The organism is Chromobacterium sp. INPA-IVC (assembly GCF_059047085.1).
Genome location: NZ_JBTNLS010000005.1, coordinates 96,640 through 120,700, shown reverse-complemented (window position 1 = coordinate 120,700; position 24,061 = coordinate 96,640). Strand labels below are relative to the sequence as shown.

Below are 24,061 nucleotides of genomic sequence, written 5' to 3'. Positions count from 1 at the left end.
TTTCATTTTCCCTCTTCGCTGCAAATTCTCCCGACGCAACTATCATAAATTAACCCGGCCCAGCCTGCCGGCATCATTCCCATCGTTGCGGCGACTCCACCATGACGAGAAAGCGCTACACCTCCTCCGCCATCAGCTGGGCGGCGGCCACCTTGCTGCTGGGGCTGTCGCTGACCGCCCTCGCCTGCCAGTACATTGAGTGGCGCAACGCCGATACGCTGCAGCAGGCGGCCAATCAGCAAGCTCAACTCACACTCGACGACATCGTCGAGCGCCTGCAGCGCTACGAATACGGACTGCGCGGCGCCCGCGGCGCATTCATCGCCTCCGGCGACGGTGGACTGAACCGCGAAACGTTCCACCGCTATGCTCTAAGCCGCGAACCCGGACGGGAATTTCCCGGCGCCCGCGGCTTCGGCATCATCCGCCGCGTGGCGGACGCCGAGCTGCCCCGCTTCATCGCAGCCATGCGCGCAAGCGGAAGCCCAGATTTCAAACTGCACCAATTCCACCCCTACCGCGGCGAGCACGAAATCATCCAGTTCATCGAACCGATATCGGGCAACGGCCCAGCCATCGGCCTGGACATCGCCTCGGACCCCGCACGCCGCGCCGCGACACAAGAAGCGACCGATACCGGGGAGGCCAGGTTATCGGAACCCATCACGCTGCTGCAGGCGACGCCGCTGCGCGGCCAAGGTTTCTTGTTGCTGCTGCCGATCTACCGCGGCATCGTCGTGCCGGCCGATCGCGACGAGCGCCGCCGCCAGATCACCGGCTGGAGCTATGCGCCGCTGGCCATGCCCGAAGTGCTCGCCGGCCTGGAGCAAACGCCGCGGGATGGCTGGATAGAGTTGAGCGACGCCAGCAACCCGGCGCGGCCCACGCGCTTTTTCCGCAACGCGGACAATGCGGCCGGCGCCACCGTGGCGACCGCCACCCAAAGCGCCCCGCTGTTCGGCCGGGTATGGCGGCTGGACTTCCACGCCAGCCCCGCCTTCGCTGAAGCGCTGCGCCTCCTCAATCCCAGACTGATCGCGCTGGCCGGCCTGCTGGCCAGCCTGGCCGGCGCGGCGCTGGCCTATGCCTGGCGCAGCAACGCGCTATCGCGCCGCAAACTGCAGGACACCCGCGAAGACTTGGCCGCCATCGTTGAAAGCTCGATCGACGCGATCATAGGCAAGAGGCTGGACGGCGTCGTCATCAGCTGGAACAAGGGCGCCCAGCAGATGTTCGGCTACGCCGCCGACGAGGCCGTGGGCCAATCGCTGTTGCGGCTGATCGTGCCTGAGGACAGGCAGACCGAGGAGCAGGACATACTCTCCCGCATCGCCCGCGGCGAGCGCATCGCCCATTTCCAGACCACCCGCCGCCGCAAGGACGGCAGCCAGCTCGAGGTGGCGGTTTCCGTAGCCCCCATTTATGGCGACGACGGCAAAGTGACGGGCGCAGCCAAAACCGTGCGCGATATCACCCGGCAAAAGGAAATGGAAGCGGAGCTGCACGCGCTGAATACCAGCCTGGAAGCGCAGGTGGCCGAACGCACCCGGCAACTGGAAACCGCGCGCCGCGACCTGCGCACCGTGCTCGACGGCGTGCCCTCGATGATAGGCTACTGGGACAAGGACCTGATCAACCGGGTGGCCAACCACGCCTACCACGCTTGGTTCCACCGGGCGCCGGATACCTTGCCCGGCACCTGGTTGCCGGAACTGCTGGGCGAGGAATCGTTCGCGATCAGCCGGCCCTATGTGGAGGCCGCGCTGGCAGGCCATTCCCAGAGCTTCGAACGCACGCTGGAAGGTCCTGACGGCGAGCTGCGCCATACGCTGGTCCACTATTTGCCGGACAGGGAAAACGGCGAGATCCGCGGCTTCTACTCGGTAGTCCACGATGTCACCGAGCTGGTCGACGGGCGAACCCGGCTCGCCGCGGCGCTGCGCGAAAACGAGGCGCTGCTCGGCATCATCAATGAACAGATGCAGTACTCGGAAATCGACGCCGCCGGCCGCTTCCTGGAAGTGAACGAGCGCTTCTGCGAAGTGAACGGCTACGCGCGCGGCGAGCTGATCGGCCGCAACCACCACATACTGACCGGCGACCTTCAGGACCGGTCCTTCTGGCGCGAGCTGAAACAGACGCTGCGGCGCGGCGACGCCTGGCACGGAGAGATATGCAACCGGGCGCGCGATGGCGGACTGCGCTGGTCCGATACCGTGATCGCGCCGCTGCTTGACGGCGATGGCGCGATAGAGAGGGTGATCGCCCTGCGGATCGACACCACCCGCCGCCGGCTGGTGGACGCCGAGATCAATCGCCTGAGCCTGCTGCTGAGCAATGTGCTGAGCGCGGCGTCCGAGGTCTCCATCATCGCCACCGACCACGACGGCCTGATCACCGTTTTCAACGCCGGCGCGGAGCGGATGCTGGGCTATGCGCAGCAGGAAATGGTGGGCAGCTGCACGCCGGCCCGTTTCCACCTGGAAAGCGAAGTCGTGGACAGAGGCCGCGAGCTCAGCGCGCTGTTCGGCGAGGAAATCGCCGGCTTCAGGGCTTTCGTCCACATGCCGGAAATATTCGGCGCGGAAACCCGCGAATGGACTTATGTGCGCAAGGACGGCAGCCATGTGTCCGTCTCGCTGGCGGTGACGGCGATGCGCGCCGCCGGCGGCGACATCATCGGCTATGTCGGCATCGCCACCGACATCACCGAGCGGCGCCGCTCGGAAGCGCAGTTGCTGCAAGCCAAACAGCTGGCCGAGCAAGCCAGCCAGGCCAAGAGCCGCTTCCTGGCCAATATGAGCCACGAGATCCGCACCCCGCTGAACGCGGTGCTGGGCCTGCTGCAGCTGATGCAACACACCGCGCTCGACTTGCGGCAGCGAGACTACGTGTCCAAAACCCAAACCGCGGCCAAATCGCTGCTTGGCTTGCTCAACGACATTCTGGACTTCTCCAAGATAGAGGCCGGAAAGCTGCAGCTGGACAGCCACCCCTTCCAACTGGACGGACTGCTGCGCGACCTGGGCGTCATTCTGTCCGGCAACCGCGGCGACAAGGATGTGGAAACGGTATTCGAGATTGATCCGTCATTGCCCGCCGCCGTCTCCGGCGACCGGCTGCGGCTGCAGCAAATCCTGATCAATCTGGCCGGCAACGCGATGAAGTTCACCGAACGCGGCCAAGTGATCGTCAGCGTCGCCCTGATCCGCGAGCAAGAACGGCAAGCCGCGCTGCGCTTCTCCGTCAGCGACACCGGCATCGGCATAGAAGCGGAGCAGCTGGGCCGCATCTTCGACGGCTTCACCCAGGCGGAAGCTTCCACCGCGCGCCGATTCGGCGGCACCGGACTGGGCCTGGCCATCAGCCAGCGGCTGGTCAGGATGATGGGCGGCCAACTAACGGCGCAGAGCGAGCCGGGCCGCGGCAGCCGCTTCAGTTTCGAGATCGAGCTGGAAACCGCGGATGCCGCGCCGCTGGTCGCCGCAGACGCCGCCTTGCCTCAGAGCCTGCGCGCGCTGATCGTGGACGACAATCCGCTGATGGGGGAAGTGCTTGGCCGCACGCTGGAGACGGCCGGCTGGCGCGCCGATTACGCCGCCAGCGGCGCCGAGGCCGTGCGCATGGCAGAAGCCGGCCCGCGCTACGACGTGGTGATCATGGACTGGAAGATGCCCGGCATGGACGGCGTGGAGGCCGCGTCGCGCATCCGGGCCGCAGCCTCCACACCGCCGGTGGTGATCATGCTCACCGCTTTCGGCCGCGAGGTGCTGTCCGAGATCGCCGACAGCGGCGACCCGCCGTTCGCCGACTTTCTCACCAAGCCGGTGACGCCGCAGCAGTTGCTGGACGCGGTGCGCCGCAATCTGCTGGGAGAACGCGCCCCGCCGCCTTCGCCGGCCATCCGCCAGCGCCTGGGCGGCATGCGGCTGCTGCTGGTGGAAGACAATGCCCTGAATCGGCAGGTCGCCTCCGAACTGCTCAGCGCCGAAGGCGCCAGAGTGGAACTGGCCGAAGGCGGACTGGCCGGCGTTGAACTGGCCACCGCCGACGACGCCGACTACGACGTGGTGATCATGGACATGCAGATGCCTGACATAGACGGCCTGGAAGCCACCCGCCGCATCCGCGCCGGCGGATGCGGCATGCCCATCCTGGCCATGACCGCCAACGCCACGCTCGCCGACCGCGCCGACTGCCTGGCCGCCGGCATGGACGACCATATCGGCAAGCCGATCGACATCGACCAGCTCGCGTCGCGGCTGCTGGCGCTGTCGGGCCGCGCGCCCGACGCCTCGCCGGCCGCGCCCGAAACCTGCCCGCCTTGCGACATCGAGCCGGAAGAACGGGTATTGCAACGCTTCGGCCATCAGGCGGGCGCCATGCGCTCGGCGCTGCGACAGTTCCGCGCGGAAGCGCATCGACTCGCCGCCAGCCTGCTCCAACAACTGGAAAACGGCGAAACCGCCCAAAGCGCCGCGACGCTTCACGCGCTGAAAGGCATCTCCGCCACCGTCGGCGCGTCGGCCCTGGCCCGGCACGCCGGCGAGCTAGAACAACGCGCCAAGCAGTCCGATGGCCGCGCGCTGGACGCCGAGGCCTGGCGCGGCGCCGCCGAGACGCTGCAGCGGCTGGTGGCCGAAAGCGTGGCCAAGCTGGACAGCCGCCTGCCGGCGGCGCCAGCAGCCGCGTCCGGCGAAACGCCGCCGTTGACGCCTCAAGAGTGGAAAGAACGCCTGCTCGAGATACTGCCCCTGCTGGAAAGCGGCAACCTCGCCGCCATCGACCTAGCGATGGCGCTGCCGCCGCTGGCCGGCCGACACATTCGGCAGCAGGTGGAAAACCTGGCGGAACAAGTGGGACGCTTGCAATTCGCCCCCGCCGCCCAGATCGTCAAAACCCTGATCGGGAGCGAACCCTGACATGGACCTGCCGCTGAACGAACGACCCAGTCCCGCCCGGCCGCGCATCCTGGTGGTGGATGACCAGACCACCAATATCCTGCTGATACGGGAGCTGTTCAAAGATGAATGCGAAGTCTTCATGGCGCTGGACGGCGAGCAGGCGATTGCCCAGTGCCTGTCGCTGAAGCCCGACCTGATCCTACTGGACCTGGTGATGCCGGGCATCGACGGCTTCGAGGTGTGCCGCAGGCTGAAAACCGATCCGCACACCCGTTCAGTGCCGATCATATTCGTCTCGGCGCAGCGCGAGGAGGCGGATGAAGTGCGCGGCTTCGAACTGGGCGGCGTCGACTACATCGTCAAGCCGGTCAACCGCACCATATTGCGCGCCCGGGTCCAGACCCATCTGGCGCTGAAATTCCAGACCGACCTGCTCAGCTCGATCGCGCTGCAGGACGGCCTGACCGGGGTGGCCAACCGCCGCAAGTTCGACGAAACGCTGCAATCCGACTGGCTGCAATGCGCCCGGCAGCAGCAGCCCGTCTCCCTGCTGATGCTGGATGTCGACCATTTCAAGCGCTTCAACGACCGTTACGGCCACCAGGCCGGAGACGACTGCCTGCGCCGGGTGGCCCAGGCGATACGCTTGTCGCTGCGCAGGCCCAGGGACCTGGCGGCGCGCTACGGCGGCGAAGAGTTCGCCTGTCTGCTGCCAGAGACCGAGCTCGACGGCGCCGCCCGCCTGGCCGAAGAGATTCTGCAGGCCATCCGCGCGCTCGACATCACGCACGAGACATCCGACGCCGGGCCTGCGGTTACGGCCAGCATAGGCGTCGCGGCCATCGTCCCGGACGGCTCGGCCCCTCCGCAAACACTGATCGAAGCCGCCGACCGACAGCTGTACCAGGCCAAACGCGCCGGCCGCGCGCGCGTCAGCGCCGGCTGAATCGCCATCCGGCGGATCAGATCTGCACCAGATCCCTGGCGCCGGCCGTCAGCGTGGACACATACTCCGCCGTGCGGGCCTCGCGCGGCGCGCCGAAGATCTGCGCGGCGGAGCCCGCCTCGACCACGCGGCCGTTTTCCAGAAACACCACGTCCCGGGCGACGCTGGAGGCCAGGCGCAGATCATGCGTGGCCATCAGCATGGTGACGCCGTCGGCGGCCAGCTGGCGCAGCACCGCCACCACTTCCGCGGCCAACTCCGGGTCCAGCGCCGACGTCGGCTCGTCGCACAGCAAGAGCTGCGGCGACGGTGCCAGCGCGCGGGCGATCGCCACCCGCTGCTGCTGGCCGCCGGACAGCGTAGACGGCCAGGCGTCGGCTTTGTGCGCCATGCCCACCTTGTCCAGCAGCTCGCGCGCCCGCGCCTCCGCCCTGTCGCGCGGCCAGCGCTGCACGGTCAGCAGTCCTTCCATCACGTTCTGCAGCACGGTCTGATGCGGAAACAGCTGGAAGCTCTGGAACACCATGCCGGTGACGCGGCGCACGCGCAGGATGGCGTCGCGGGACAGCTTCCTGCCGGGCTCGAAACGCAGCGTTTCGCCGGCCAGCTGCAGCTCGCCGGCATCCGGCGTCTCCAGCAGATTGGCGCAGCGCAGCAGCGTGCTCTTGCCGCTGCCGGACGGGCCGATCAGCGCGGTGACGCCGCCCTCGGCCAGCTCCAGGCCGACATCATGCAGCACGGTCTGCCCGCCGAAGGATTTAACGATGCGGCTCAGCTTGATCATGACACGGCCCCTACCGGCGCCACGTGCCGGTCAAAACGTTTTTCCAACCGTTCCTGCAGCCAGGTCAATACGGTGCTCAACAACAGATAGATCAGCGCGGTCTCCAGATACAGCAGCAGCGGCTCGTAAGTGGTGGCCGCGATGCGCTGCGCCGCCTGGAACATTTCCGGCACCGTCAGCACCGCCGCCAGCGAAGTGTCCTTCACCAGCGAGATGAAGGAGTTGGCCAGCGGCGGCACCGCCACCCTGCCCGCCTGCGGCAGGATGGTGCGGCGCATCGCCTGCGACCAGCTCATGCCCAGCGAATACGCCGCCTCCCATTGAGCCTTCGGCACCGACGAAATCGCGGCGCGTATCACTTCCGAGGTGTAGGCGCCTACGCTGAGAACGAAGCCGAGCAGCGCCGCCGGGAACGGGTCGAACACGATGCCGACCCGCGGCAAGCCGTAAAAGATCACGAACAGCTGCACCAGCAGCGGCGTGCCGCGCACCAGCCAGGAATAGCCGCGCACCAGCAAAACCAGCGGGCGCGGCCCGAACAGCCGGATCAAGGCCACCGCCAGGCCCAGCGCCAGGCCGCCGGCGAAGGACAACAGCGTCAGCGGCACGGTGAATACCAGGCCTGCATACAAAAGGGACGGCAGCGAATCCGCCATCAACTGCAACCACGGGGGCATTGCCGCTCCTCAACTCAGCGCGACACGTCGGCGCCGAAATACTTGTGCGAAATCTTCTGATAGGTGCCGTCGGCCTTGATCGAGGCCAGCGCCTTGTCGATGGCGGCCTTCAACTCCGGGTTGCCCTTGCGCAGCAGCACGCCGGACGCGTCGCCGTTCGCCTCGGTGGCGGCCACCTTCAGGCGTGACTTGGGCTGCTTCTTCTTGAAGTCCAAGAAGGACAAGCTGTCGTTGATGGTGGTCTCCACCCGGCCGGATTCCAGCAACGCCACCGATTCGTTGAAGCCCTGGGTCGGCACGATCTCGGCGCCGTAGCGCTGCGCCAGCTTGCCAAAGTTGCTGGTCAGGGTGTTGGCCGACTTGCGGCCCTTCAGGTCTTCGAAACGCTTGATGTCGCGGTTGTCGTCGCGAACGATCAGCACCGCCTTGGAGACGATGTAGGGAACGGAGAAGTCGTATTTGACCTTGCGCGCGTCGGTGATCGCCACCTCGTTGATCACCACGTCGTAGCGCTTGACGTCCAGGCCGGCGATCAGGCCATCCCACTTGCCTTCGACGAATTGCGGCTTGACGCCCAGCTTGGCGGCGATCGCCTGGCCGATCTCCACATCGAAACCGGTCAGGCCGCCCGCGGCGTCATGATAGGTGAAGGGCGCGTAAGTGCCCTCGGTGCCGATCTTCAGCACGCCGGCCTTGCGGATGTCGGCCAGATCGTCAGCGTGGGCGGCGCCTGCCGCGGCAAGGATCAGGGCGAAAGCTGCGTTCAGTTTCTTCATTGTCCATTCTCCAGAATATTGTTCCTCCAGCCTGGATTCGGCCGGGCATGGCGACACCATAACAGTCGAAAATTAGAACGCTAAGTAATATTATTTTACTTTGTTATTCTAAAAATACATATAAATGCATTATCAGCTCCGCCTTGGCGTACCCAGCAACGGCCATGCTAATCAAAATAGATAAATTATGCGTTTTTTAGAAATATTTTCACAAAGCGCTTGCATGGGGAATTTGCTGCAGGTATAGTTCGCCTCCTGTCGAGACCGAACGGTCCCGCGAAAGCGAAATCGGCGGATATGTGGGGGTATAGCTCAGTTGGGAGAGCGCTTGCATGGCATGCAAGAGGTCAGCGGTTCGATCCCGCTTACCTCCACCAAAAATTTAGTCCCTATCGTCTAGAGGCCTAGGACACTGCCCTTTCACGGCGGCGACCGGGGTTCGAATCCCCGTGGGGACGCCAAAGCATTACTGGGGGTATAGCTCAGCTGGGAGAGCGCTTGCATGGCATGCAAGAGGTCAGCGGTTCGATCCCGCTTATCTCCACCAAATTACAATTAGGTATTACGTCCCTATCGTCTAGAGGCCTAGGACACTGCCCTTTCACGGCGGCGACCGGGGTTCGAATCCCCGTGGGGACGCCAGCATACTGGGGGTATAGCTCAGCTGGGAGAGCGCTTGCATGGCATGCAAGAGGTCAGCGGTTCGATCCCGCTTATCTCCACCAATCAAAAAGCCGAAATCTTATGATTTCGGCTTTTTTCTTTTTATTTTTCAAAAAAACCGCATAAATGAAAATTGGCGCCATTGGCGCCAATCTCTCCCCCACCCCTGGACTCAACGGATGCTCTTGCGGAACTGCCCCGCCAAACCCGCCAGCTTGCCGGCATAATCGGGATCGGTCGCATAGCCGCCGCGCGCCAAGGCCGCGGCGAAGGCCTTCGCGTCGCCGCCGACGCCCAGCGCCGCGCGGTAACGCGGATTCGACGCCAAGAAATCGGCGTAATCGTCGAACGCCGCGCGATAATCGGGATAGGCGCGGAACGGCTCCACCCTGTTCTGCTTCTGGCCGTGAATGAACTCCGTGGTCAGCGCCGTCGCCACCTCCCCGCCCCAACGCGCATCGGCCTTGATGCCGAACAGGTTATGGCTGTTGCCGCCGTCGCTGCGCGTCAGCGGCTTGCGCCCCCAGCCCGACTCCAGCGCCGCGTGAGCGAGCACCAGATCCGGCGTCACGCCCAGACGCGCCGCAGCCGCCTGCGCGTGCGGCAGCATCTCTTCGACAAAACCCTGCCGATCCCGCGGCACCGCGGAAAAATCGGCCGCGCCGGCGCGCAGTTGCTGCTGAACGCGCCACGCTTCCGGCGACAACTGCTGAGCCGAGCCCGGCTCGCCGGCGGCGATGAAACGCTCCACTTCGGCGCGCACGCCGGCGAACTGCTCGGAAAAACCCGCGCCTTCCGACGGCAGGCTCAGCGGCAGAGCCACCGCGTCCGGCGAAACAGCCGCGCCGGCGGCCTGCCAGGACTCACTGCGCTGCGTAAACATCGCTCTCGCCCTCCAGCACGCGCTGCAACAGCTGCCTGCGCTCCTGCAGCAGCTGGCCATTGCGCAGATTGCGTTCGCGGCAATCCGCGATCAACGCGCGCAAACGCTGCCAATGCGCGTCGCCCTGCTCGCGCAGCGCTTGCGGCAAAACCTTCAGCGCTTCCGCCATCGACCACTCCGCTTCCGCTGGCAACAGCGACTCCACCAAGCTCAAACGCTCGCGGCGGCTACGCTCCAGCTTGTCGCACTTCGCGGCGATTTCGCCGGCGCACCGCTCCAGCTCCGCCGCGTCATGCTCCAGCGCGGCGCGGAACTGCCGCTCCAGCAAAACGTTCAGCTGCGGATAGTCGACGAGATCCTCGCCTACGGTGGCGAATAATCGGCGATAGAGCTGCTTTCTATCCATCAGCGGCCGCCGTGATACTGCTCGACCAACCCCGCCAGCCGCAGAGGATCGAAACGGACTTCGCCCCTGGCCAGCGCGGCGCGGACTGCATCCACCTTGGCTTGGTCGATTTCGGGCATGGCTTGCAAGGCGGCCGCCAGCGGCGCCCCGGCGCTTGCAACCGACGAAATCGCGCGAGGAGCCGCGTCGGCCGCCGACGCGGTTTCGGACTTGCCCGCCGCGGCTTTTTCGCCGCGCCAGGTGGAAAGAGAAGAAATCTGCATCTGTCTGCCTAGCAACTGTATGGGTGTGATACCGATACAGGGCGACCCGCGGCCGCCAAACTTAAACCTTGAAAACAAAAAACCGCGCGACTCGATGTCGCGCGGCCTCTCCGCCGGCTCAGAAATTCTCCGGCAACATCTTCAGCACCACGATGCGCCTGTTCTCCAGGCGAATGTAATGGCCGTAAACCAACTCCTTCAGGATACGCGCCACCATCTCGCGGGAGGAGCCGATCTGGTCGGCTATTTCCTGCTGGGTCAACTGCTTGCGCAATATCAGCACGCCGTCCTGTTCGATCAGCATCTGGTTGATCAGGATGCGCACTCGGCCATAGACGTCCAGCAAGGCCAGGTTGCGCGCCAGCGTGGTCATGTGGCGCACCAGCGAGACCAGATAGCGCATGATGCTGCAGCGGACCCTGTCGCAATCGGGCAAGCCATCTTCGCTATCGAACACCTGCCTGAGCGTTTCCCGCGTAAACCGCAGCAACACGCTGTCCTCGTCCGCCACCACGTTGTTGCCGCGCTCGCCGCAGTCGACAAACGACTCCATGCCCAGCAACTGCCCCGGCATGACCATCTGCAGCACATACTTCTTGCCGCTCGATTCGGATACGTAAACCTGCATGCATCCATCCAGCAGCAGCCCTACGGAATCGGATTCATCTCCCTCCTCGTACAGGGATTCGCCCTTCGCCAGACGCACTGTCTCGGAACATTCCACGACATGGTCCAACGCCTCGTCTTCCAAATGACCAAACAGCGGCGTCTGCCGCAACATCTGCCTAACTTGTTCTTGATTCATCTCGGTAACACGTCCCCGACTACCAGGCAAACTCGCAAACCAAACGAAAATGCAGGAGTCATTATTTATTGTTTACTGTATGAGATATGACTCATACAGGTGACATTGTTATCAACGGTGGGGAAATTGTAAATAATTTGATTAAAATTTATGTGAAAAAAGCACAGAAAAAACTTCTTGAAACAAGATTTTTTCTGTGCTTAACAAATTTTAACAGCAAATTACTGCATACCGATGGTATTTGACCTTAATTTTTTTAATTCATCAGCATTTGGTAGCGCTAACGCAACACCTGGCGGCGCGCCTTTCGCCTCCGCCGCCGCGCCGAACATCGACACCACCGCCTGAGCCTGCCCCGAGGTCAGCACCAGGAGTTCGATCCGGCGATTCAACGCCGCCAGCGGATGCTGCTTGTCCAGCGGCGCCCGTTCCGCCATGCCCACCACCTGCAACACAGAATCGCCGGCCAGGCCGCCCTGCATCATGTGCAGGCGCGCGGCCATCGCGCGGTTGCTGGACAACGACCAGTTGGACATCGCGCCGAAGGCGCCGGCCCGGTGGTATTGCGCGGCATCGGTGTGGCCGACCACCAGCAGGCGGTTGTCGATTTCGCCCAACATGGCGCCGATCTGCTGCAGCAGGCCGCGGAAACGAGGGTCGACGATGGCGCTGCCGCGCTCGAACATGCCTTGCTGATCCGTGTCGTGCAGCGTCACGCGCAGGCCGTAGGGCGTGATCACCGTCTGCAGATTGCTGGACAGTCCGGCCTTCTGGCTCATTTCGGACAGCTGGGCGGCCAGCTTGCGCAGGTCGGCCTCGCTGTCATAGCTGCGGCGCGGCAGCTCGGGCTGCTCGCTGGCGCGCTTGTCGCTGTCCCGCACCGCGGACTTGCTGGCCACTTGGCTGCCAGTCTGGCCCGGGATGGGATCGCGCGGGATCAGCGTGCCGGGCGGATTGCCCATGTGGTCTATCTGCCGGCCGTTGCCCTGCAGCAGCGGACTGCCGCCGGAAGTGGTCAGCAATTGCTGCAGGTTTTCCTGATCTCGCGCGGCCAGCACCCACAGCACCAGGAACAGACACATCAGCGCCAGCACGAAGTCGGCGAACGCCACTTTCCAGGCGCCGCCGTGCCCCTCTTCCGCGTTGCGGCGGGACACTTTCTTGATCACCGCGCCTTCGTGATCGCCCTTGTTCTTCTGGCCGGCCATCGCTTAACCCAGCCCTTCCATCGCGTTGATCCACGACTCCAGCTGCGAGAAGCTAGGCTTGGTGTTCAGCTGCACCAGGCGGCGGCCGGCGTCGATCGCCAGTAGCGGCGGCTTGCCGGACACGTGAGTGGTCAGCACCACCTTCACCGATTCGAAGTTGGACAGCTCCTCCTTGACCAACTGATGCATCACGTTGGACAGCGGGTCCAGCACGCCGTAGCAGAAGAAAATGCCGATGAAGGTGCCGACCATGGCCGCGGCGACGCTGGCGGCGATCTCGCCGGCGCTGGCCCCCTGGGCCACGGTGTTCATCGCCATCACGATGCCCAGCACCGCCGCCAGGATGCCGAAACCCGGCATCGCCTCGGCGATCTTGTGCAGCGATTTGGACGGCTGGATCAGTTGTTCATGGATAGCGTCCAGCTCCTGGTCCAGCACGCCCTCCAGCTCATGGGCGTTGATCTTGCCCATCGCCATCAGGCGGAAGTTGTCGACGATGAAGGCCAGCAGCTTGCGGTTTTCCAGCACCATGGGGTAGCGGTTGAACAGCGGGCTCTGGCGCGGCGCTTCCACGTGCTGGTCCAGCGCCTTCAGGCCGCGGCTGGCGGTGATCAGCAATTCGTACATCAGCAACAGCTGCTGGCGCTGGAATTCCGCGCCCTGCTTCTTGCGCACCACCACGCGCTTGATCTGGCCGCCCATCTCCTTCAGCACGTGCGGCGGGTTGCCCAGCACCACCGCGCCCAGCGCCGCGCCGCAGATGATCAACAGCTCGGTCGGCTGCCAGATGATGGACAGCACGCCGCCGTGCAGCATGAAGCCGCCGAATACGCAAACCAGCACGATCAGAATGCCAAACAATTGCTGCATGGGGTGTTTCCTTGCTTCAGGCCGCCATCAGGCAGGCCTGCATCTTTTTCAGGGCGCTCTTGTTGATCTGGCAGATGCGGGCCTCGGTCAGCTCCAGCACCGCCGCGATCTCCTTGAGACTCAGTTCGAACTCGTAGTACAGCTGGATCACCTGCTGCTCGCGCTCGTTGAGCGCGGTCAGCGCGCGCGCCAGCTCGCTTTGCCGCTCCAACCTGGCTTCCGGCGAACCTTCCGCCGCCAGCTCCATTCCGCCGGCCACCAGTTCGTCGAAGCTCGCCATCGCCTCGGCGTTTTCGGCCAGCAGCGCGTCGCGGTAGGCGTCGGCGTCCAGCCCCAGCAAGGTCATCGCCTCCGCCTCGGTGGGCTCGCGCCGAAGCTTGCGCCTCAACTCGCGCAGCCCGTCCCGAACCCGGTGCGCTTCCTGCCTCACCGCGCGCGGCCGCCAGTCCAGCCGCCGCAATTCATCCAGGATGGCGCCGCGGATGCGCAGCATGGCGAAGCCGGCGAAGCGCTCGTCCGGCTCGCCGCCATAGCGGCGCAGGCAGTCCAGCAGCGCCATCAGGCCGATCTGCTCCATGTCCTCGCGGTCGAACACGCCGCCGGCCTGGCTAGAGAGCTGGCGCGCGGCGCGCTTGACCAGCGGCGCGTAGGTCGCCAGGTGCCGGGCCTCGTCGACGGCTTGGGACGGCTGCTCGTAGCTCTCGGCGTACATCGCGCTTACTCGATGATCAGCTTGCTGACCATCACCTCGGTGAACGGCTGTCCGCGCGCCTCCCGCGCGAAGGTGGCGCGGTAGGAACGGTCCAGCAGCTTCTGGAAGTCGTCGATGTTCAAGGCGTTGGCGCGCTCGCGCGTCAGTTGCGACAGCGCGCGCACCGCCACGCTCTTGAGCAGCGGCAGCTGCTCCTTCACCTTGGCCTCGTTTTCCGCGGTGCTGCGGAACACCAGGTCCACCGCCATGTAGCGCGCGTCGCCGCCCGACTCGCTCTTCAGCATCACGATGATCTTGTCCAAGGTGACGAAGCGGTAATCCACCGGCTGCGGCTTGGCGGGTTCGGCATGCGCCGCCTGCTGGTACCACCACCACCCGCCGCCGCCGATGCCGGCCACGCCTGCGGCCACCAAGGCGGCCACGATCAGGGTCCTGCTATTCATCTATCGATATCCTTCGCTGTCTCAGCCCTGATCCAATTGAAACGAGCCGGCCGTCTGCCAGCCCTGCTCGCTCAGCGCCCGGCCCGGCTGCTGCTGGGCCTGCTGCTCCCGGCCCTGGCGGCCGCCCTGGCCCTGCCCGGACGGCATGCCTTCGCGCACCTCCACCGCCACCTGCGTGTACTGGCGGCTGCCCAGATCCTGGCGCAGCGCGTCGCCTATGCCTTGCAGCTGGCGCACTACTTCGCCGTGCGAAGCGGTCAGCTCCACCACCAGCGCGCCGGCCTGGTGGCGCAGCGAGATCTCCAGCGTGCCCAGCGACGGCGGATCCAGCCGCAGCGTCGCGCGATCCATGTTCTGGCTGGGCATGAGCTGCACACGCTCGCCCAGCGCCGCCTGCAGCTTGCCGCTCCAGCTCTCCGGCTGCGCCGGCGGCAAAGCCAGGCTGAAACTTTCCGCCGGTTTGGCGGCATCGGCCGGATGAGCCGGCGGCAAAGCCGCGGCGATATTGTCCAGACGCGGCGCAGCGTCCCTCGGCATGGCCAGATCCGCTGTTTGAATCTGCATCGCCTTGTCGGCCGGTTTTGGAGACGCCGGCGCGGCATCCAGAACGGGCGCGGCAACCTTGCCCGCGTCCGCTGGCGATTCGGCATCCGCCGTAGGCGCCGCCTGGCGCGGCATCAGCGCCTGCCAGGCTTGCGGCTGCAACGCCGGACTCAGCGCGGCCAGGTCCACCGGCTTGCGCGCCTTCTCATCCTCGCCGTCGCCAACCGCGGCATTCTGATCGACAGCCGCCGGCATGGCCGGCAAGCCTTGGCGAACAGCATCCGCCAGCGAAGCCGGCTCTTGCGCCGATTCCTCCATGGCCGGCGACTGCCGCGCGCCGGCGTCGGACATCGCGTCGGCGAAGCCTGCCGCCGGATCGGCATCCATCCACGACAGGTCGTCCATCGCCTGACTGACTACTCCGTCGCCACTCCCCGTCTGGACCGGGGAAACGGGCGCGGATTGCGGCGGCGCCACTCTGCTCATGCTTGTTCCCATTCACTGAATTGCGCGTAGGCCAGACGGCCTTCGCGCTGTTGTCCCGCCTCTGCCATCTTCTCGCTCAATGCGTCCAGCTCGGCTCCGCTCACGGCCAGCGCGGCGCGGTAGGCGGCCGACAAGGCCGCCCTGTCATCCGCGTCCAGGCTCAGTCCGGACTCGGCCAACAGCCGGCGCAGCCGCGCGTCCATGGCCGTCAACGCGTCCCAGTCCCGCCGCTCCGCCGCGTCGGCGATGGCCTGGCACCAGCGTTCGACCTCAGGCCGCGGCATGCTGGTCCCGCACGCCTATCCAGCCGCCCTTGAGCGTGACCAGCAGCTTTTCCGCCTCGTCCAGCGCCACGGCGTCAAGCTCGACGCTGGCCTGGTACAGGCGATGGGCGCAGTAGTCGTACAGCCGCGCCAGATTGGTCACCACCTCGCCGCCGGTTTCGAAATCCAGCGCGCTGGACAAGCCGTTGAGGATGTTGATGCACTTGCTGATGCTCTCGCCCTTCTGCTCGAAGCGCTGCTGCTGCAAATGGCCGCGGGCGCGGGCGATTTCCTCAAGAAGGCCGTCGAACAGCACCAGCACCAGTTCCACCTGGCTGGCGGCCCCGGTCTGGGCTTCCAGATTGACCGCGTGGTAGCTGCGATAGGCGTCGTAATCCACGATTTCGATCCTGCTTTCTTTAGATTCAGAAGTTGGAGTTGAACATGCCCATGGTCTGGGTCATCTGATCCTGCATGCTCTGCAATTTGGTGAATTGCGCCAGATAGCGGTTGTAGGTCTGCTCGAAAGTCTTCTGCAGCGCGTCCTGCCGCCGGGTCAGATCCTTCTGGCCGCGGTCTTCGCTGTCGCGGCGCTGCTTGATCAGGCCGTTGCTGCCGTTCAGCCACTTGTCCAGATAGTCGGCGCTCTGCTTCAGCGCGCCGTTCTGGCCGGCGCCGCTGAAGAAGCGGTCCAACGCGTCCGGCGTCGCCTTCAGCGTTTCGCCCAGTTTCTTGCTGTCCAGCTCCAGCGAACCGTCGCGCGCGGCCTTGATGCCCATCTGGCCCAGCGTGACGCCGTCAAAGGGCTGGCGCAGGATGGCGTTGAGCTGGCTTTTCAATGCGCGGATGCTGGAATCGTCGGCGAAGGCCGCGCCCGGCTTGCCGTCTTTGCCCGGCTGCGACAGGTCGGAAATCGCCTTGTAGATCTTGTTGTACGAATCGACGAAGGACTGGACATTGGCCGTGGTATCGCTGTCGCCGCGGCTGATGGAAATCTGCAGCGGGGGATCGGTGTCCTTGCTCATCTTATTGACGGTGAAGCTGACGCCCTCGATGTTGTCGAAGGTGTTGGAGCCTTGCTGCAGCTTGACGCCGCCGGCCTTGCCGCCCAGCCAGACGACGGCGTCCTGCGCCTTGCTCAGCTCCTTGGGCGCGGACAGGCCGTTTTTCAGGGCGCTGTCGCTCACGCCGCCCAGATCCAGGGAGATGGTGTTCTTTTCGCCGCTCTTGCCGGCAGACAGCACCAGCTGGCTGGCGCCGTTGTTGTTCAGCACCATGGCGTTGACCTTGCCGGCATTGCCGCTGGCGCGGTTGATCGCCAGCGCCAGTTCGCTGGGCGACAACTTGCCGTCCTTGTCGCGGTCGGCGCCGTCCAGCGCTACCTCGAAGCTTTCGCCGCCCGCCAGCTTGACGGTGAACTTGTCGCCGGCCTTGGCGGTGGCGCCGGCCAGATCGCCCATCAGCAATTGCTGGGAGCTGGCCAATTGCTCGACAAACACGCTGTAGTTGCCGGCTTGGGCATTGCCCTTGGCGGTGACGGTTGCCATGCCGTCCGGCGTGGCGGAGGCGTTCATCGCCACCAGGCTCTTCTTGCCGGTCAGCGTGGTCAGGCTGGTCTTGTAATCCTGAAGGGCCTTCTGCAACTGGCCCAGCGCGTCGGTGCGCGCCTTGGCGTCCTTGGTCTGGGTGTCCAGCTGGGCTTGCTGCTTGCCCAGTTGCTTGCGCGCCAGGTTTTCCGCCCAAGTGGAGGGCGGCACCGCGTTGAAATCGATCGCCATCAGTATTCCTTTCGTCCGCTAACGGTATGTACCAACACAGGGCGACCATCGCCCGCGCGGACTGAAACGACGTGAATATTCACCACTAGCCGCGCCCTCTCAGCCAGGCCTGGCCGGCGGTCTCGTCGGTGCGCTTCTGCTCCGCCCGCCCTTGCTCGGTCCGCCATTCCAGCAGCTTTTCCTCGCGCAGCAGCTTGACCTGCTCTTCGCGCCTGCGCGCGTCCTGCAGGCGCGAGCGGCTGACTTCGGCGTCGGCCTGGGCCAGCTGCAAGTCCTGCTGCTGCGACTGGCGCAGGCCCAGAAGATGGCTCTTGTAGCCGGCGCAGTTGAGCGCCAGCGCCGGGTGGCCGGCCGCCGCGCTAGCGCCGCTGGCCGCGCTGAGCTGGTCCAGGCGCTCGATATTGCGCCGGTAGCGCTCCTGCAGCCGCCGCTTGGCGGCCAGCTCGGTCTCCAGCCGCTCACCGTCGCGTTCGCGCAGCCTGAGCAGCAGGTCCAGTTGTCGTATCGGCTGGTTCATGCGCCGGCGAGCTCCTGCAATTGCCTGAGGGTGTCGTCATAGGGCGCGGCCTCGCCGGCGCCCTGGCACAGCAGCGCCTCGATGCGCGGCTGCAGCCGCAACGCGCGGTCGGTGGCCGGATCGGCGCCCGGCACGTAAGCGCCCAGCGGCAGCAGGCCGCGCACCTCCTGGTAACGGCTCCAGGCGCCGCGGACGTCGCGCGCGGCGGCGGCGTGCCCGCCGTCGATCAGCTGGCTCATGCAGCGGCTGACCGAGCGGGAAATGTCTATCGCCGGGTAGTGGCCGCGCTCGGCCAGCTCCCGGCTCAATACGATGTGGCCGTCCAGAATGGCGCGGGCGGTGTCCACCACTGGGTCTTGCTGGTCGTCGCCCTCGGCCAGCACCGTGTAGATGGCGCTCATGCTGCCCTCGCCGCCCTCGCCGTTGCCGGCGCTTTCCGCCAGGCTGGGCAGCAGGCCAAACACCGACGGCGGATAGCCGCGCGTGGCCGGCGGCTCGCCCAGCGCCAGCGCCACTTCGCGCTGCGCCATCGCGTAGCGGGTCAGGGAATCCACCAGCAGCAGCACGTTGCGGCCGCGGTCGCGGTAATGGGCGGCGATGGTGTGGCACAGCTCGGTGGCCTTCAGCCGCATCAGCGGCGACTCGTCGGCCGGCGCCACCACCAGCACCGCCTTGGCCAGGCCTTCCGGCCCCAGCGCATGTTCGACGAACTCGCGCACTTCGCGGCCGCGCTCGCCGATCAGGCCGACGACGACGACCTCGGCCTCGGTGTGGCGGGTGATCATGCCCAGCAGCACGCTCTTGCCGACGCCGGAACCGGCGAACAGCCCGACGCGCTGGCCCCGGCCCATGGTCAGCAGGCCGTTGATCGCGCGCACCCCGACATCCAGCGGCCGATCGACCGGTTTTTTCCTCAAGGGATTGACCTGCGGCGGATGCGCGGCCAGCGGCGCGTCGCCGCCCAGGCGGCCCTTGTCGTCCAGCGGCTCGCCCAGGCCGTTGACGATGCGGCCGAGCCAGCCGTCGCCTATCATCAGCCCGCCGTTGTCCGGTGCGGGCAGCACCCGCGCGCCGGTGGCGAGGCCGACCGGCTTTTTGAACGGCATCAGGAAGGACACCTCGCGGCGAAAACCCACCACCTGCGCCTGCAGCCAGCCGCCGCCGGCGGTTTCCACCAGGCAGCGCTGGCCGGTCTGCAGCGGGCAGCCCACGCTTTCCAGCAGCAGGCCGTTGACGCCAACCAGCTTGCCGCTGACTGTGGCGACCGGCGCGTCCGGCACGGAAAGCTGGCTGAGAGCCTGGCGCAGCATCGCTTAGCCCTCTTCCGCTTGCAGTTGTTCGCGCAGGCTGTCCACGCAATGCTCCAGCCGCTGCTGGCAGCCGGCGTCGGCCTCGAACTCTGCGCCGCGCACCCGGCATTCCCCCGGCGCCAGCGACGGATCGGCGCTCAGCTTCCATTGCGCGGCGCGCTCCGGCGCCAGTTCGCGGATGCGCTGGCACTCTTCCGGATTGAGCAGCACTTCCACTTCGCCCTGCGCGTGAGCGCCCTGCGGCAGCGCCGCCAGCGTCTCTTCCACCAGATCGAGAATCTGCACCGGCTTCAGCGCCAGCTCGCAGCGGATTACCTGGCGAGCCACCTTGGCCACCAGGTCCACCACTTCGTCGCGCTGCGCAGCCTGGTAGTCGCGGCACAGCTTGCTCAGTTGTTCGATGGCCGCCGCCAGCGGCGCGCCCAGGGTTTCCAGCCCGGCCAGCGTCTCGGCGCGCGCGGCGGCGACGCCCTCTGCGCGGCCCTGCTCCAAGCCGGCCTGGTAGCCGGCATCGCGGCCTGCGGCCTCGCCGCTGTCGAAGCCTTCGCGGTAGCCGGCGTCCATGCCCTGGCGGAAACCGTCCGCGGCCGAGGCCTGCACTTCGGCCGCGGCGTCGGGCGCCAGCGGCGCGCCGTCTATCAGCGGCGGAAATCGGAAAGGTCGCCAGTGCTTCACTCGACCACTTCCTCAGGGAACAGCTGCAGGTCGATCTCGCCGGCGTCCGCCAGCTGCTTGACCTGGGCCATGATGTCGCGGCGCGCCTCCTCGACGCGGCTCTTGGGCACCGGCCCGGAGCGGCGCATGGTGGCCTCGAAGTTCTGCGCCTGGCGGCGCGGCATGGTCTGGATGATGGCGTCGCGCACCGCGGGCTCGGCGCCCTTCAGCGCGATCGCCCACTGCTCCAGCGGAATGTCCTCGCAGATGCGCATCAGCACTTCCTCGGTCTGGCGCGACAGGATGAAGAAGTCGTACATCCTCACCTCGATCTCGTCGACGATCTCCGGATCGTGCGCGCGCAGCAGCTCCATCATCCGGCTGCGGTCGCCCGGCAGGCGGTTGATGATGTCGGCGGTCTGCTGCATGCCCTCCACCGCGGTGCTCTGGGTGTGCAGGCTCTCCAGGCAGCGGTTGACCAGTTCGTCCAATTCGTTCAGCAGTTCGCGGTCCACGTCCGTCAGACGGGCGACATTGACCAGCACGCCGTCGCGGCTGGCCTCCGGCAGCGCCTCCACCACCAGGCCAGCCAGCGCCGGCGGCAGGAAGGCGAGGAAGACCGCTTGCATGCGCACGTGCTCGGCGGCGATGCGGTCGGCCAGCCACTGCGGCGACACCCATTGCAACCGCGCCATCTTGGGGCGGATCGCGTCGCCGTAGATGGTGTCCAGCACGCTGCCGGCGATGTCGCCGCCCAGCGCCAGCTCCAGCGAGCGCTTGAGGAAGCTGCGGCTGGCGCCATGCACGCCGCTCTGCTCGCGGTATTCGTCGAAGAAGCGCTGCATCGTCGTCCTCACCGCGTCCACCTTGATGCCGCTCATGCCGGACATCGCCTGCGTCACTTGCAGCAGTTCTTCGCGGCTCAGGCAGCGCAGCACCGCGGCGGCGGGCTCCTCGCCCATGCACAAGAGCAGCACCGCGGCCTGTTCGATCGCGCACATCTGGCCGTTGCCGGCGGGAGGAGAAGGCGGAATGTAGGCCGGGGATTCCGGCGCCGGATTATTGTTTGCGTCCATTGTTCTGCACCCATTGCTTGACCACTTCGGCGACGCGCTCCGGCTCCTTGGCAGCCAGGCCCTTCAGGTGTTCCACCATCACGTCCACCGGCGAGCCGGCGGGCGGCAGGTCATAATTTTCCAGCAGCGGCACCACCGGACTGTCGCCGGGCGCGGCCGACAGCGCCGCCTGGCGCTGGGTCGCGGTTTCCCGCAGCGAGCGGTTGTCCAGCAGCGGATCGTCCGGCGTCACGTCCAGCTCGTCCGGCGTGTAATCGCTCAGCTTGCGCTCGGCCAGCTGGCGGGCCAGCTTGAGCAGCGGCCGCGCCAGCAACAGGTAGGCCAGCAGCAGCGCCACGCCGTAAACCGCCCAGCGCGCGCCCTCGAACCAGGTTTCCGGCTGCTCCCAGAAAGGCTCCGCCGGTACCGGCCGCACGAAACGCAGCGTGGACACCGCCAGCACGTCGCCGCGGTCTGTGCTGATGCCCAGACCGTTGCGCAGCAGCTTGTCGATATTGGCCAGCTCGGCCGGCTGCCAGCCCTTGCCGCCCGGAGCGGCGGCCTGGTTCAGCGCCACTGCCACGCTGAGGCGGCGCAGCGTGCCGCGCGCGCGCTTGATGTTGGTGATGTTGCGGTCGTAGGCGTACTGGCGGGTGACGGCGTTCTTGCTGTTGCCGGCCTTGTCGGCGGCCGGGGACGAGGAGTCGGTATTGACCGGGCGGTTGCTCAACGAGCCCGGCACGCCCAGCGCCATCCGCTCGGTGCTGGTCTCCTCGCGGGAAGCCTCGTTGGTGACCTTGGGCGACTCGCCGTATTTCTCGCGGGTTTCCTCGACGCGGTCATTGTCGACGTCGGCGGTGACGCTGACCTTGTAGTTGTCGGCGCCCAGCGCCGGCGTCAGCAGGTCGCGCACGTTCTGCAGCGCCTCCTCGCGGAAGCGGCGCGACGCCTCGCTGTTGTTGCCGGCGATGCCGCCGTCGCTCAGGTCCACGTGGGCGGACAGCAAATTGCCGGCCTGGTCGACCAGCGTGACCTGGGACGGGTCGAGCGAGGCCACGCTGCCGGCCACCAGCTTGACCACGGCGGCGATCTGCTCGCTGGACAGCTGCTGGCCCGGCTTCAGCGTCACCACCACCGAGGCGGAGCCCTTCTCGCCGCCGGCGGTGACGAAGGATGTGCTGCGCGGCAGCGACAGGTGCACCCGCGCCGAACGCACCGGATCGAGCGCCTGGATGCTCTGCACCAGCTCGCCCTCCAGGCCGCGGCGGAAGCGCACGTCCTGCACGAACTGGCTGACGCCCAGCGGATCGTTCTTGTCCAGCAGCTCCAGGCCAGCCGGCAGCTGGGCGACCACGCCCTTGGCCGCCAGCTGCATGCGGGCGCGGGCCAGATCGCCGTCCGGCACCAGCACCTGGCCGGTTTGCGGATGGACGCGGTAAGGAATCTTTTCGGCGTCCAGCACCGCCATCATGTCGGCGCCGCTCACCTTTTCCTGGGCGCCGAACACCGGGCGGTAGCTGGAATCGTCGCGCCACAGCCACAGCGTGGCCACCACGCTCAGGCCGATGGCCAACAGCACGATGGGCAGCAGGTAGCGCCAGGCGTTGGCGGGCACCAGCTGGCGCCCCGCCATTCTTTGTTGAACCGCAGCCAGGCCGCTGCGCAATTGTTTGACCACAGTCGGCTCCCGCTTACAGCTGCATCTTGATCAGATCGTCGACCGCGCCGACCACCTTGTTACGCACCTGCATCAGCATCGAGAACGACAGGCTGGCTTCCTGGCTCATCAGCATCGCGCCGACCAGGTCGTCGCTCTGGCCGCTGTCCACCTCGGTCATCTTCTCCGCGGCGAGGCGGTTTTGCTGGTCGACGTCGCGCACGGCCGACACCATAGACTGGCTGAAGCTGTGGCCGGCGGCGGGGGCCTCTTCCTGCGCGGCGATAGGCGCGGGGGCGGATTGCCCCAGTTTCGCCATCTCCCCCAGCAACTGGCTGCGGTCGGCGTGGATCATCAAGCCCAGATTGGTGGCCATCGTTCATCCTTAGAAAAGCGGTCTCGAAACTACTCGGTCAACCTGCAACGCTTGTTAAATGCAGGCTGGCGGATTTTAAACTCACCGCTTTAGCATACCGATGGTACTTTTCACATTCCCAGCCGTGAATTTTCCCCCTTTACCGCTGGCGGACAGCCAGTAAGATGCACACTCCCAGCAATAGCCGGGGGCTGCCGCGCAGCCGCCGACCACGATAACGAAGCTCCGATGCCCAAAGCCAAAATCGTCGCACCGCAGGAAGGCGTCCGCCTGCAGGCCTTGGACCTGCGCACGCTGGGCCGCCCGATACACCTGCTGCCGCTGTTTGCCCGCGCCTTGCGGCAGGAACTGGATGACTTTCTCGAACGCGAGCTGAACCGCCGCTACCACGCCGGCTTCCGCATCGATGCGCTGCGCCAGCAGCTGCCCGCCGCCGACGAGCTGCGCTGGCAGTGGCACGCGCTGGACGACTGGCAGCTGGGCAGCCATTTCGACCGCGGCCTGCTGCTGGGCATACTCGATTACCGCTTCGGCGCCCGCGCCGCCGCGCCGGACGGCGAACTGCCGGCCGAAACCGAAACCGAGCGCCGCCTGGCCCGCACGCTGGCCGAGCGGCTGCTGCCGCGCCTGGCCCGCGCCATCCATCAACTGGGCCACGCCCCGCAGCCGGACGCGCCCAAGCCGCAAGCGCTCGGCTATCCGGCCCAATCCGCCTGGCAGCTGGAAGTGAACCTCAGCGACGGCGACGCCAAGCTGGGCACCCTGCGCCTGCGGCTGAACGCCTCTGCCTTCGACGCGCTGCTGCAAAACCTGTCCGGCCAGCGGCCGCGGCTGGGCGGCAACGCCGACTGCGCCAATTTCAGCGACCGGCTGCGCATCCGCCTGGACGCCCGCCTGCTGGAACAGGAGCTGCCGCTGGGCGCGGTGCTGGACCTGCGCCCCGGCAGCGTGCTGTCCGTCGCCATGCAGCCCCACGCCGAGGTCTGCGCCCAGGGCTCGCCGCTGTTCCGCGCCCAGGTGGTGGAACGCCAGGGCAAGCTGTGCCTGTCCGGCTTCGCCGACATCGAATAAACCAAGGAACC

The 24,061-nt window shown here is 66.3% G+C and carries 24 protein-coding genes and 5 tRNA genes; 8 read left to right on the top strand and 21 right to left on the bottom strand.

Annotated features, from left to right (window positions below; all coding sequences use genetic code 11):
* Positions 1-101: 101 nt before the first annotated feature.
* A complete protein-coding gene (locus ACX17K_RS10285; RefSeq protein WP_493774705.1) occupies positions 102-4,922 on the top strand; it encodes a CHASE domain-containing hybrid sensor histidine kinase/response regulator in 4,821 nt (1,606 codons plus the stop codon).
* Position 4,923: 1 nt separating this feature from the next.
* Positions 4,924-5,850 carry a diguanylate cyclase domain-containing protein gene (locus tag ACX17K_RS10280; RefSeq protein ID WP_493774704.1) on the top strand — a complete coding sequence of 309 codons (927 nt, stop codon included), beginning with the start codon at positions 4,924-4,926 and terminating at the stop codon, positions 5,848-5,850.
* A gap of 16 nt (positions 5,851-5,866) precedes the next feature.
* Here the strand turns inward: ACX17K_RS10280 and ACX17K_RS10275 are convergent, their stop codons facing one another.
* From ACX17K_RS10275 to ACX17K_RS10265, 3 genes are read right to left on the bottom strand one after another with little or no spacing between them, the layout of a single operon-like run.
* A complete protein-coding gene (locus ACX17K_RS10275; protein ID WP_493774703.1) occupies positions 5,867-6,634 on the bottom strand; it encodes an amino acid ABC transporter ATP-binding protein in 768 nt (255 codons plus the stop codon).
* On the bottom strand, positions 6,631-7,311 hold the full coding sequence (locus ACX17K_RS10270; protein WP_493774702.1) for an amino acid ABC transporter permease: 681 nt from the start codon (positions 7,309-7,311) through the stop codon (positions 6,631-6,633). The genes ACX17K_RS10275 and ACX17K_RS10270 overlap by 4 nt, the downstream gene beginning before the upstream one ends.
* A gap of 14 nt (positions 7,312-7,325) precedes the next feature.
* Entirely contained in the window at positions 7,326-8,087 is a 762-nt protein-coding gene (locus tag ACX17K_RS10265) for an amino acid ABC transporter substrate-binding protein (RefSeq protein WP_493774701.1), read from the bottom strand.
* Between the two features lie 301 nt (positions 8,088-8,388).
* Here ACX17K_RS10265 and ACX17K_RS10260 point away from each other — a divergent pair.
* The 5 genes from ACX17K_RS10260 to ACX17K_RS10240 all read left to right on the top strand — a co-directional run bounded on the left by ACX17K_RS10260 (position 8,389) and on the right by ACX17K_RS10240 (position 8,812).
* Positions 8,389-8,464: transfer RNA gene (locus ACX17K_RS10260), tRNA-Ala, on the top strand.
* 8 nt (positions 8,465-8,472) lie between these two features.
* Positions 8,473-8,548: transfer RNA gene (locus ACX17K_RS10255), tRNA-Glu, on the top strand.
* Between the two features lie 10 nt (positions 8,549-8,558).
* Positions 8,559-8,634: transfer RNA gene (locus ACX17K_RS10250), tRNA-Ala, on the top strand.
* 19 nt (positions 8,635-8,653) lie between these two features.
* Positions 8,654-8,729 (top strand) — tRNA-Glu (locus ACX17K_RS10245).
* Positions 8,730-8,736: 7 nt separating this feature from the next.
* Positions 8,737-8,812: transfer RNA gene (locus tag ACX17K_RS10240), tRNA-Ala, on the top strand.
* Between the two features lie 110 nt (positions 8,813-8,922).
* Here the strand turns inward: ACX17K_RS10240 and flgJ are convergent.
* From flgJ to fliE, 18 genes are all read right to left on the bottom strand, one after another.
* The gene (flgJ, locus tag ACX17K_RS10235; RefSeq protein WP_493774700.1) at positions 8,923-9,633 is read right to left on the bottom strand and encodes a flagellar assembly peptidoglycan hydrolase FlgJ; all 711 of its coding nucleotides are present in this window, start codon (positions 9,631-9,633) and stop codon (positions 8,923-8,925) included.
* A complete protein-coding gene (gene flgN, locus ACX17K_RS10230) occupies positions 9,614-10,039 on the bottom strand; it encodes a flagellar export chaperone FlgN (RefSeq protein WP_493774699.1) in 426 nt (141 codons plus the stop codon). Before flgN ends, flgJ begins: the two co-directional genes overlap by 20 nt.
* Positions 10,039-10,380, bottom strand: a complete 342-nt coding sequence (gene flgM, locus ACX17K_RS10225; protein ID WP_493774698.1) for a flagellar biosynthesis anti-sigma factor FlgM — start codon at positions 10,378-10,380, stop codon at positions 10,039-10,041. Before flgM ends, flgN begins: the two co-directional genes overlap by 1 nt.
* Positions 10,381-10,420: 40 nt before the next feature.
* Positions 10,421-11,107, bottom strand: a complete 687-nt coding sequence (locus tag ACX17K_RS10220) for a Crp/Fnr family transcriptional regulator (protein WP_493774697.1) — start codon at positions 11,105-11,107, stop codon at positions 10,421-10,423.
* A gap of 221 nt (positions 11,108-11,328) precedes the next feature.
* On the bottom strand, positions 11,329-12,315 hold the full coding sequence (locus ACX17K_RS10215; protein ID WP_231153582.1) for a flagellar motor protein MotB: 987 nt from the start codon (positions 12,313-12,315) through the stop codon (positions 11,329-11,331).
* Positions 12,316-12,318: 3 nt separating this feature from the next.
* Positions 12,319-13,185: a flagellar motor stator protein MotA gene (gene motA / locus ACX17K_RS10210; protein ID WP_021475129.1), complete on the bottom strand. Its 867-nt coding sequence runs from the start codon at positions 13,183-13,185 to the stop codon at positions 12,319-12,321.
* Positions 13,186-13,201: 16 nt separating this feature from the next.
* Positions 13,202-13,897: a FliA/WhiG family RNA polymerase sigma factor gene (locus ACX17K_RS10205; RefSeq protein ID WP_046167270.1), complete on the bottom strand. Its 696-nt coding sequence runs from the start codon at positions 13,895-13,897 to the stop codon at positions 13,202-13,204.
* 5 nt (positions 13,898-13,902) lie between these two features.
* On the bottom strand, positions 13,903-14,340 hold the full coding sequence (locus tag ACX17K_RS10200; RefSeq protein ID WP_493774696.1) for a flagellar basal body-associated FliL family protein: 438 nt from the start codon (positions 14,338-14,340) through the stop codon (positions 13,903-13,905).
* 21 nt (positions 14,341-14,361) lie between these two features.
* Entirely contained in the window at positions 14,362-15,369 is a 1,008-nt protein-coding gene (locus tag ACX17K_RS10195; RefSeq protein WP_493774695.1) for a flagellar hook-length control protein FliK, read from the bottom strand.
* The gene (locus ACX17K_RS10190) at positions 15,366-15,653 is read right to left on the bottom strand and encodes a hypothetical protein (protein WP_493774694.1); all 288 of its coding nucleotides are present in this window, start codon (positions 15,651-15,653) and stop codon (positions 15,366-15,368) included. Before ACX17K_RS10190 ends, ACX17K_RS10195 begins: the two co-directional genes overlap by 4 nt.
* Positions 15,640-16,032, bottom strand: a complete 393-nt coding sequence (gene fliS, locus ACX17K_RS10185) for a flagellar export chaperone FliS (RefSeq protein ID WP_166438216.1) — start codon at positions 16,030-16,032, stop codon at positions 15,640-15,642. Before fliS ends, ACX17K_RS10190 begins: the two co-directional genes overlap by 14 nt.
* A gap of 25 nt (positions 16,033-16,057) precedes the next feature.
* Complete coding sequence (fliD, locus tag ACX17K_RS10180) at positions 16,058-17,410, bottom strand: flagellar filament capping protein FliD (RefSeq protein ID WP_493774693.1); 1,353 nt, start codon at positions 17,408-17,410, stop codon at positions 16,058-16,060.
* Between the two features lie 85 nt (positions 17,411-17,495).
* Positions 17,496-17,927 carry a flagellar export protein FliJ gene (gene fliJ / locus ACX17K_RS10175; RefSeq protein WP_231161642.1) on the bottom strand — a complete coding sequence of 144 codons (432 nt, stop codon included), beginning with the start codon at positions 17,925-17,927 and terminating at the stop codon, positions 17,496-17,498.
* Positions 17,924-19,237, bottom strand: a complete 1,314-nt coding sequence (fliI, locus tag ACX17K_RS10170; protein WP_231161643.1) for a flagellar protein export ATPase FliI — start codon at positions 19,235-19,237, stop codon at positions 17,924-17,926. Before fliI ends, fliJ begins: the two co-directional genes overlap by 4 nt.
* 3 nt (positions 19,238-19,240) lie before the next feature.
* Positions 19,241-19,912, bottom strand: a complete 672-nt coding sequence (fliH, locus tag ACX17K_RS10165) for a flagellar assembly protein FliH (protein WP_104947570.1) — start codon at positions 19,910-19,912, stop codon at positions 19,241-19,243.
* Positions 19,909-20,967, bottom strand: coding sequence for a flagellar motor switch protein FliG (locus ACX17K_RS10160; RefSeq protein ID WP_493774692.1), 1,059 nt, complete (start codon positions 20,965-20,967; stop codon positions 19,909-19,911). Before ACX17K_RS10160 ends, fliH begins: the two co-directional genes overlap by 4 nt.
* On the bottom strand, positions 20,951-22,624 hold the full coding sequence (gene fliF, locus ACX17K_RS10155) for a flagellar basal-body MS-ring/collar protein FliF (RefSeq protein ID WP_493774691.1): 1,674 nt from the start codon (positions 22,622-22,624) through the stop codon (positions 20,951-20,953). Before fliF ends, ACX17K_RS10160 begins: the two co-directional genes overlap by 17 nt.
* Positions 22,625-22,637: 13 nt before the next feature.
* Positions 22,638-22,979, bottom strand: coding sequence for a flagellar hook-basal body complex protein FliE (gene fliE, locus ACX17K_RS10150; RefSeq protein ID WP_231153591.1), 342 nt, complete (start codon positions 22,977-22,979; stop codon positions 22,638-22,640).
* A 228-nt stretch (positions 22,980-23,207) separates the two neighbouring features.
* Here fliE and ACX17K_RS10145 point away from each other — a divergent pair, with 228 nt between their 5' ends.
* Positions 23,208-24,050 (top strand): FliM/FliN family flagellar motor C-terminal domain-containing protein, encoded by an 843-nt coding sequence (locus ACX17K_RS10145; protein ID WP_493774690.1) that lies wholly within the window; start codon positions 23,208-23,210, stop codon positions 24,048-24,050.
* The last annotated feature ends 11 nt before the right edge of the window (positions 24,051-24,061 follow it).

What these genes read in the sequence shown, in the direction of transcription:
- ACX17K_RS10145 (WP_493774690.1), top strand. Translation starts at nt 23,208, where the DNA reads ATGCCCAAAGCCAAAATCGTCGCACCGCAGGAAGGCGTCCGCCTGCAG.
- ACX17K_RS10160 (WP_493774692.1), bottom strand. Translation starts at nt 20,967, where the DNA reads ATGGACGCAAACAATAATCCGGCGCCGGAATCCCCGGCCTACATTCCG.
- motA (WP_021475129.1), bottom strand. Translation starts at nt 13,185, where the DNA reads ATGCAGCAATTGTTTGGCATTCTGATCGTGCTGGTTTGCGTATTCGGC.
- fliJ (WP_231161642.1), bottom strand. Translation starts at nt 17,927, where the DNA reads ATGAACCAGCCGATACGACAACTGGACCTGCTGCTCAGGCTGCGCGAA.
- ACX17K_RS10205 (WP_046167270.1), bottom strand. Translation starts at nt 13,897, where the DNA reads ATGTACGCCGAGAGCTACGAGCAGCCGTCCCAAGCCGTCGACGAGGCC.
- ACX17K_RS10190 (WP_493774694.1), bottom strand. Translation starts at nt 15,653, where the DNA reads ATGCCGCGGCCTGAGGTCGAACGCTGGTGCCAGGCCATCGCCGACGCG.
- ACX17K_RS10220 (WP_493774697.1), bottom strand. Translation starts at nt 11,107, where the DNA reads ATGAATCAAGAACAAGTTAGGCAGATGTTGCGGCAGACGCCGCTGTTT.
- ACX17K_RS10200 (WP_493774696.1), bottom strand. Translation starts at nt 14,340, where the DNA reads ATGAATAGCAGGACCCTGATCGTGGCCGCCTTGGTGGCCGCAGGCGTG.
- ACX17K_RS10265 (WP_493774701.1), bottom strand. Translation starts at nt 8,087, where the DNA reads ATGAAGAAACTGAACGCAGCTTTCGCCCTGATCCTTGCCGCGGCAGGC.
- ACX17K_RS10215 (WP_231153582.1), bottom strand. Translation starts at nt 12,315, where the DNA reads ATGGCCGGCCAGAAGAACAAGGGCGATCACGAAGGCGCGGTGATCAAG.
- fliE (WP_231153591.1), bottom strand. Translation starts at nt 22,979, where the DNA reads ATGGCCACCAATCTGGGCTTGATGATCCACGCCGACCGCAGCCAGTTG.
- flgJ (WP_493774700.1), bottom strand. Translation starts at nt 9,633, where the DNA reads ATGTTTACGCAGCGCAGTGAGTCCTGGCAGGCCGCCGGCGCGGCTGTT.
- flgN (WP_493774699.1), bottom strand. Translation starts at nt 10,039, where the DNA reads ATGGATAGAAAGCAGCTCTATCGCCGATTATTCGCCACCGTAGGCGAG.
- ACX17K_RS10285 (WP_493774705.1), top strand. Translation starts at nt 102, where the DNA reads ATGACGAGAAAGCGCTACACCTCCTCCGCCATCAGCTGGGCGGCGGCC.
- ACX17K_RS10270 (WP_493774702.1), bottom strand. Translation starts at nt 7,311, where the DNA reads ATGCCCCCGTGGTTGCAGTTGATGGCGGATTCGCTGCCGTCCCTTTTG.
- fliI (WP_231161643.1), bottom strand. Translation starts at nt 19,237, where the DNA reads ATGCTGCGCCAGGCTCTCAGCCAGCTTTCCGTGCCGGACGCGCCGGTC.
- ACX17K_RS10195 (WP_493774695.1), bottom strand. Translation starts at nt 15,369, where the DNA reads ATGAGCAGAGTGGCGCCGCCGCAATCCGCGCCCGTTTCCCCGGTCCAG.
- fliD (WP_493774693.1), bottom strand. Translation starts at nt 17,410, where the DNA reads ATGGCGATCGATTTCAACGCGGTGCCGCCCTCCACTTGGGCGGAAAAC.
- ACX17K_RS10280 (WP_493774704.1), top strand. Translation starts at nt 4,924, where the DNA reads ATGGACCTGCCGCTGAACGAACGACCCAGTCCCGCCCGGCCGCGCATC.
- ACX17K_RS10275 (WP_493774703.1), bottom strand. Translation starts at nt 6,634, where the DNA reads ATGATCAAGCTGAGCCGCATCGTTAAATCCTTCGGCGGGCAGACCGTG.